Raw genomic sequence first — 6,069 nt, forward strand, 5'->3', positions numbered from 1 at the left:
TCCCCGGTGCGCTCGACCGCGCCCGCCATGCCTTCGAGCGCGTGCTCGGCTACTACGCGGTCGATGCGGCGGCCGCTCCCGCCAAGCCGCTGCGCGCCGCGCGCCGCTGAATCCGATTTCCCGAGTTTCCATTTCTTTCCCAGGAGTTTTTTCGATGGCTCAGTACACCCCTCCGTTGCGTGACATGCAGTTCCTGATGAGCGAAGTGCTGAACGTGGTCGACGAGCTGAAGGCCCTGCCGGCGCATGCCGACATCGACCTCGACACGATCAACGCCGTGCTCGAAGAGGGCGGCAAGTTCGCATCGCAGGTGGTGTTCCCGCTGAACCAGAGCGGTGATGAAGAGGGCTGCACGCTCGACAAGACCACGCACGAAGTGACCGCGCCGAAGGGCTTCAAGGAAGCCTATGCGCAGTACGTCGAGGGCGGCTGGCCGGCGCTGAGCTGCGACCCGGCCTTCGGCGGCCAGGGCCTGCCGCACGTCGTGAACCAGTGCTTCTACGAGATGCTGAACTCGGCCAACCAGGCCTGGACCATGTACCCCGGCCTGTCGCACGGCGCCTACGAGGCGTTGCACGCCCACGGCACCGACGCGCAGAAGGCGCTGTACCTGCCGAAGCTGACCAGCGGCGTGTGGACCGGCACGATGTGCCTGACCGAGCCGCACTGCGGCACCGACCTGGGCCTGCTGCGCACGAAGGCAGAGCCGCAAGGCGATGGCAGCTACAAACTGACCGGCAACAAGATCTTCATCTCCGCCGGCGAGCACGACCTGGCCGAGAACATCGTCCACCTGGTGCTGGCGCGCCTGCCGGATGCACCGGCCGGCTCGAAGGGCATCTCGCTGTTCGCGGTGCCGAAGTTCAACGTCAATGCCGACGGCTCGATCGGCTCGCGCAACGGCATCTGGTGCGGCGGCCTCGAGCACAAGATGGGCATCCACGGCAACGCGACCGCGCAGATGGTGCTCGAAGGCGCCGTCGGCACGCTGGTCGGCCAACCGAACAAGGGCCTGGCGGCGATGTTCGTGATGATGAACGCCGCCCGCCTGGGCGTCGGCATGCAGTCGCTGGGGCTGACCGAAGTGGCCTACCAGAACGCGGTGGCCTACGCGAAGGAGCGCATCCAGATGCGCGCGCTGTCGGGCCCGAAGAACCCGGACAAGCCGGCCGACACGATCATCGTGCACCCCGACGTGCGCAAGATGCTGCTGACTGCCCGCGCCTATGCCGAAGGCGGCCGCGCGCTCGCGATGTGGACCACGCTGCAGCTCGACAAGGAGCTGGCCTCGGACGATGAGGACGTGCGCAAGGACTGCGCCGACCTGGTCGCGCTGATCACGCCGATCATCAAGGCCTTCATCACCGACAACGGCTGGATCGCGACCTCGCACTGCATGCAGGTGTTCGGCGGCCACGGCTACATCAAGGAATGGGGCATGGAGCAGTACGTGCGCGATGCCCGCATCAACATGATCTACGAGGGCACCAACACGATCCAGTCGCTGGACCTGCTGGGCCGCAAGATCCTCTCCGACAACGGCGCCAAGCTGAAGAAGTTCGGCAAGCTGGTGCAGGAGTTCGTCGAGGAAGAAGGCACGAACGAGGCGATGCAGGAGTTCGTGAACCCGCTGGCCGAGCTGGGCGACAAGGTCACGAAGCTGACCACCGAGCTGGGCATGAAGGCCTTCGGCAACGCCGACGAAGTGGGCGCGGCCGCGGTCGACTACCTGCGCGTGGCCGGCCACCTGGTGTTCGCGTATTTCTGGGCCCGCATGGCGAAGGTCGCGCTGGCCAAGGTGGACGGCGGTGATCCGTTCTACAAGGCCAAGCTCGCGACGGCACGCTTCTACTACGCGAAGCTGCTGCCCGAGACCGCCTCGCTGATCCGCACCGCGCGCACCGGCCTGAAGCCGCTGATGGAAATGGACGAGGCGCTGTTCTGAGCCTCTGCCTTGCACCCCGTCGAAACAAAACAAATCAGGAGAGACAAGCGATGAAGAGACTGCTGCTGGCACTCGCCGCCACGCTGGCCGTGGCGGGCGCCCATGCCCAGGCCACGCCCGCAGGGCTGTGGAAGACGATCGACGACAGCACGAAGAAGGAGCGCTCGCTGGTGCGCATCGTCGAGACCGACGGCGTGATCAGCGGCAAGCTCGAGAAGCTGCTGGATCCCGATGCGAAGCAGGACGCCGTCTGCGACGAATGCAGCGACGACCGCAAGGGCCAGCCGCTGGTCGGGCTGTCGATCATCCGCGGCGCGAAGAAGAGCGCTGACACCGACGGCTTGTGGGACGGGGGCAGCATCCTCGACCCGGCCAACGGCAAGACCTACAAGCTGCGCCTGAAGCCGATCGAGGGCGGCAAGAAGCTGGAAGTTCGAGGCTATGTCGGCGCGCCGCTGTTCGGCCGCACCCAGACCTGGATCCGGGTCGAGTAAATCAAAGTCAAAGGAGAAGAAACATGAGTCGCTTCAACGTCCGCAAGGTCGCCGTGCTCGGCGCCGGCGTGATGGGCGCGCAGATCGCCGCCCACCTGGTCAACGTCAAGGTGCCGGTCGTGCTGTTCGACCTGCCGGCAAAAGATGGCCCGAAGAACGGCATCGTCACGAAGGCCGTCGAAGGCCTGAAGAAGCTGAAGCCGTCGCCGCTGGGCATCCCGGAAGACGCCGCGCTGATCCAGCAGGCCAACTACGAGGAGCACAGCGAGCTCCTGAAGGATTGCGACCTGATCATCGAGGCCATCGCCGAGCGCATGGACTGGAAGCTCGACCTGTACAAGAAGATCGCGCCCTTCATTGCGCCGCACGCGATCGTCGCGAGCAACACCTCGGGCCTGTCGATCACCAAGCTGGCGGACGTGCTGCCCGAAGAGATCAAGCCGCGCTTCTGCGGCATCCACTTCTTCAACCCGCCGCGGTACATGTACCTGGTGGAGCTGATCCCGACCCCGGCGACGCGGCCGGAGATCCTCGACCAGCTCGAGACCTTCGTGACCACCGCGGTCGGCAAGGGCGTCGTGCGCGCGAAGGACACGCCGAACTTCATCGCCAACCGCGTCGGCATCGCCGGCATGCTGGCGACGATCAAGGAAGCCGAGAACTTCGGGCTGACCTATGACGTGGTCGATGACCTGACCGGCAAGAAGATGGGCCGCGCGAGCTCGGGCACCTTCCGCACCGCGGACGTGGTCGGCCTCGACACGATGGCGCACGTCGTGAAGACGCTGCAGGACAACCTGGCCGACGACCCGTTCTTCCCGAGCTACGCGACGCCGCCGGTGCTGGCCAAGCTGATCGAGCAGGGCGCGCTGGGCCAGAAGAGCGGCGCCGGCTTCTACAAGAAGGTCGGCAAGGACATCCTGCGCCTCGACCCGGCCAAGGCTGACTACGTGCCCGCGGGTGGCAAGGCCGACGAGATCGTCGCGCGCATGCTGAAGAAGGCCGCGCCCGAGCGCCTGAAGCTGCTGCGTGAATCCACCAACCCGCAGGCGCAGTTCCTGTGGGCGATCCTGCGCRACAGCTTCCACTACGTCGCGGTGCACCTGGCCGACATCGCCGATTCGGCGCGCGAGGTCGATTTCGCGATGCGCTGGGGCTTCGGCATGCAGCAAGGCCCGTTCGAGCTGTGGCAGGCCGCCGGCTGGAAGCAGGTGGCCGAATGGGTCAAGGCCGACATCGACGCCGGCAAGGCGCTGAGCAAGGCGCCGCTGCCGGCCTGGGTGTTCGACGGGCGCGAGGGCGTGCACTCGCCGGAAGGCTCGTGGAGCGCTTCGCAGAACAAGTACATCCCGCGCAGCACGCTGCCGGTGTATGCCCGCCAGCACTTCCCCGAGGCCGTGCTCGGCTCGGGCGCGGCCGATCCGCTGAAGGCCGGCACGCAGGAGTTCAAGAACGAGGAAGTGCGCGTCTGGTCGCTCGACGGCGAGGTGCTGATCGCCAGCATCACCGCGAAGCTGCACCTGATCAGCCCGACCGTCACCGAGGGCCTGCTGAAGGCGGTCGAGATCGCCGAAGCGAAGTACAAGGGCCTGGTGATCTGGTCGCCGGATGACGTGTTCTCGGCCGGTGCCAACCTCGAGGCGCTGATGCCGGTCTTCATGAAGAGCGGCGCCAAGGGCATCGCCCCTGAAGAGAAGAAGCTGCAGGACGCGATGCTGCGCATCCGCTACGCGCAGGTCCCGGTCGTCTCGGCGATCCGCGGCATCGCGCTGGGCGGCGGCTGCGAGCTGTCGGTGTACTCGGCCAAGCGCGTCGCGGCGATGGAAAGCTACGTCGGCCTGGTCGAAGTGGGCGTCGGCCTGATCCCGGGCGGCGGCGGTCTCGCGTACATCGCGCGCCGTGCGGCCGAGATGGCGAGCGCCGCGAACGCCAACGCCGACATCCTGAAGTTCCTGACCGACGGCTTCACGAACGCCGCGATGGCCAAGGTGGGCACCAGCGCGATCGAGAGCCGCAAGCTCGGCTACCTGCTGTGGAGCGACGTGATCGTTCCCAACAAGGACGAGCTGCTGTTCGTCGCGATCCAGCAGGCGAAGGCGATGTTCGACAGCGGCTACCGCGCACCGGCGAAGACGCTGTTCCCGGTGGCCGGCCGCAACGCCATTGCCACCATCAAGGCGCAGCTCGTCAACATGCGTGACGGCGGCTTCATCAGCGCGCACGACTTCCACATCTCGGCGCTGATCGCCGACGTGGTGTGCGGCGGCGATGTCGATGCCGGCTCGCTGGTCAGCGAGGAGTACCTGATGGCGCTGGAGCGCAAGCACTTCTGCGGGCTGCTGGAGCACCCGAAGAGTCAAGAACGGATCATGGGCATGCTGCAAACGGGCAAGCCTGTTCGCAACTGAGCGGAGAACACAACATGAGCAAGCAAGTGCAAGACGCCTACATCGTCGCCGCCACCCGCACCCCGATCGGCCGTTCGGGCCGTGGGTGCTTCAAGAACACCCGCCCCGACGACCTGCTGGTCACCGCGATCCGCAGCGCGATGGCCCAGGTGCCGACGCTGGACCCGAAGGCGATCGAGGACGCCATCATCGGCTGCTCGTTCCCCGAGGGCGAGCAGGGCATGAACATGGCCCGYATCGCGGTCGCGCTGGCCTTCGCGCACCCGGTGGGCGGCGTGACGGTCAACCGCTTCTGCGCCTCGGGCGTGACGGCGATCCAGATGGCCGCCGACCGCATCCGCGTCGGCGAGGCCGACGTGCTGATCGCCGGCGGTGCCGAGTCGATGAGCCTGGTGCCGATGGGCGGCAACAAGCCGTCGTTCAACCCGCAGGTGTTCGCGAAGGATGAGAACGTCGGCATCGCCTACGGCATGGGGCTGACGGCCGAGAAAGTCGCCGCGCAATGGAAGGTCAGCCGCGAGGCGCAGGACGCGTTCGCGTACGAATCGCACATGCGCGCGCTGAAGGCGCAGAAGGCGGGAGAGTTCACGGACGAGATCACGCCGATCGAGATCGTCGAGCGCTTTCCGAACCTGCTGACCGGTGAGCAGGGCGTGAAGACCCGCACCGTGAGCCTCGACGAAGGCCCGCGCGCCGACACCTCGCCGGAAGGCCTGGCCAAGCTGAAGGCGGTGTTCGCCGCCAAGGGCAGCGTGACCGCCGGCAACAGCTCGCAGACGAGCGACGGCGCCGGCGCGCTGATCCTCGCGAGCGAGAAGGCCGTCAAGCAGTACGACCTGAAGCCGTTGGCGCGCTTCGTCAGCTTCGCGGCGCGCGGCGTGCCGCCGGAGATCATGGGCATCGGCCCGATCGAGGCGATCCCGGCCGCGCTGCGCTATGCCGGCCTGAAGCAGCAGGACCTGGACTGGATCGAGCTGAACGAGGCGTTYGCCGCGCAGTCGCTGGCGGTGATCAACAGCGTCGGGCTCGATCCGGCCAAGGTGAACCCGATGGGCGGCGCGATCGCGCTGGGCCATCCGCTGGGCGCCACCGGGGCGATCCGCGCCGCGACGGTCATCCACGCGCTGCGCCGCCACAACCTGAAGTACGGGATGGTGACGATGTGCGTCGGTACCGGCCAGGGCGCTGCGGGAATTTTTGAGCGCGTCTGATCTCTTCAAGC

4 protein-coding genes are annotated in these 6,069 nt (G+C 66.9%); all 4 read left to right on the top strand.

Translation table 11 applies throughout. The features are described from left to right. Positions 1-154: 154 nt before the first annotated feature. From AC1D12_RS21990 to AC1D12_RS22005, 4 genes are read left to right on the top strand one after another with little or no spacing between them, the layout of a single operon-like run. A complete protein-coding gene (locus AC1D12_RS21990; protein ID WP_047500315.1) occupies positions 155-1,945 on the top strand; it encodes an acyl-CoA dehydrogenase C-terminal domain-containing protein in 1,791 nt (596 codons plus the stop codon). A gap of 50 nt (positions 1,946-1,995) precedes the next feature. After that, positions 1,996-2,439, top strand: coding sequence for a DUF2147 domain-containing protein (locus tag AC1D12_RS21995; RefSeq protein WP_047500318.1), 444 nt, complete (start codon positions 1,996-1,998; stop codon positions 2,437-2,439). A gap of 23 nt (positions 2,440-2,462) precedes the next feature. Continuing rightward, on the top strand, positions 2,463-4,847 hold the full coding sequence (locus AC1D12_RS22000) for a 3-hydroxyacyl-CoA dehydrogenase/enoyl-CoA hydratase family protein (protein ID WP_477842850.1): 2,385 nt from the start codon (positions 2,463-2,465) through the stop codon (positions 4,845-4,847). A 14-nt stretch (positions 4,848-4,861) separates the two neighbouring features. Then, positions 4,862-6,058, top strand: coding sequence for an acetyl-CoA C-acyltransferase (locus AC1D12_RS22005; protein ID WP_477842852.1), 1,197 nt, complete (start codon positions 4,862-4,864; stop codon positions 6,056-6,058). Positions 6,059-6,069 lie beyond the last annotated feature (11 nt).

The sequence above is a fragment of the Rhizobacter sp. P1_G5 genome (assembly GCF_056405435.1).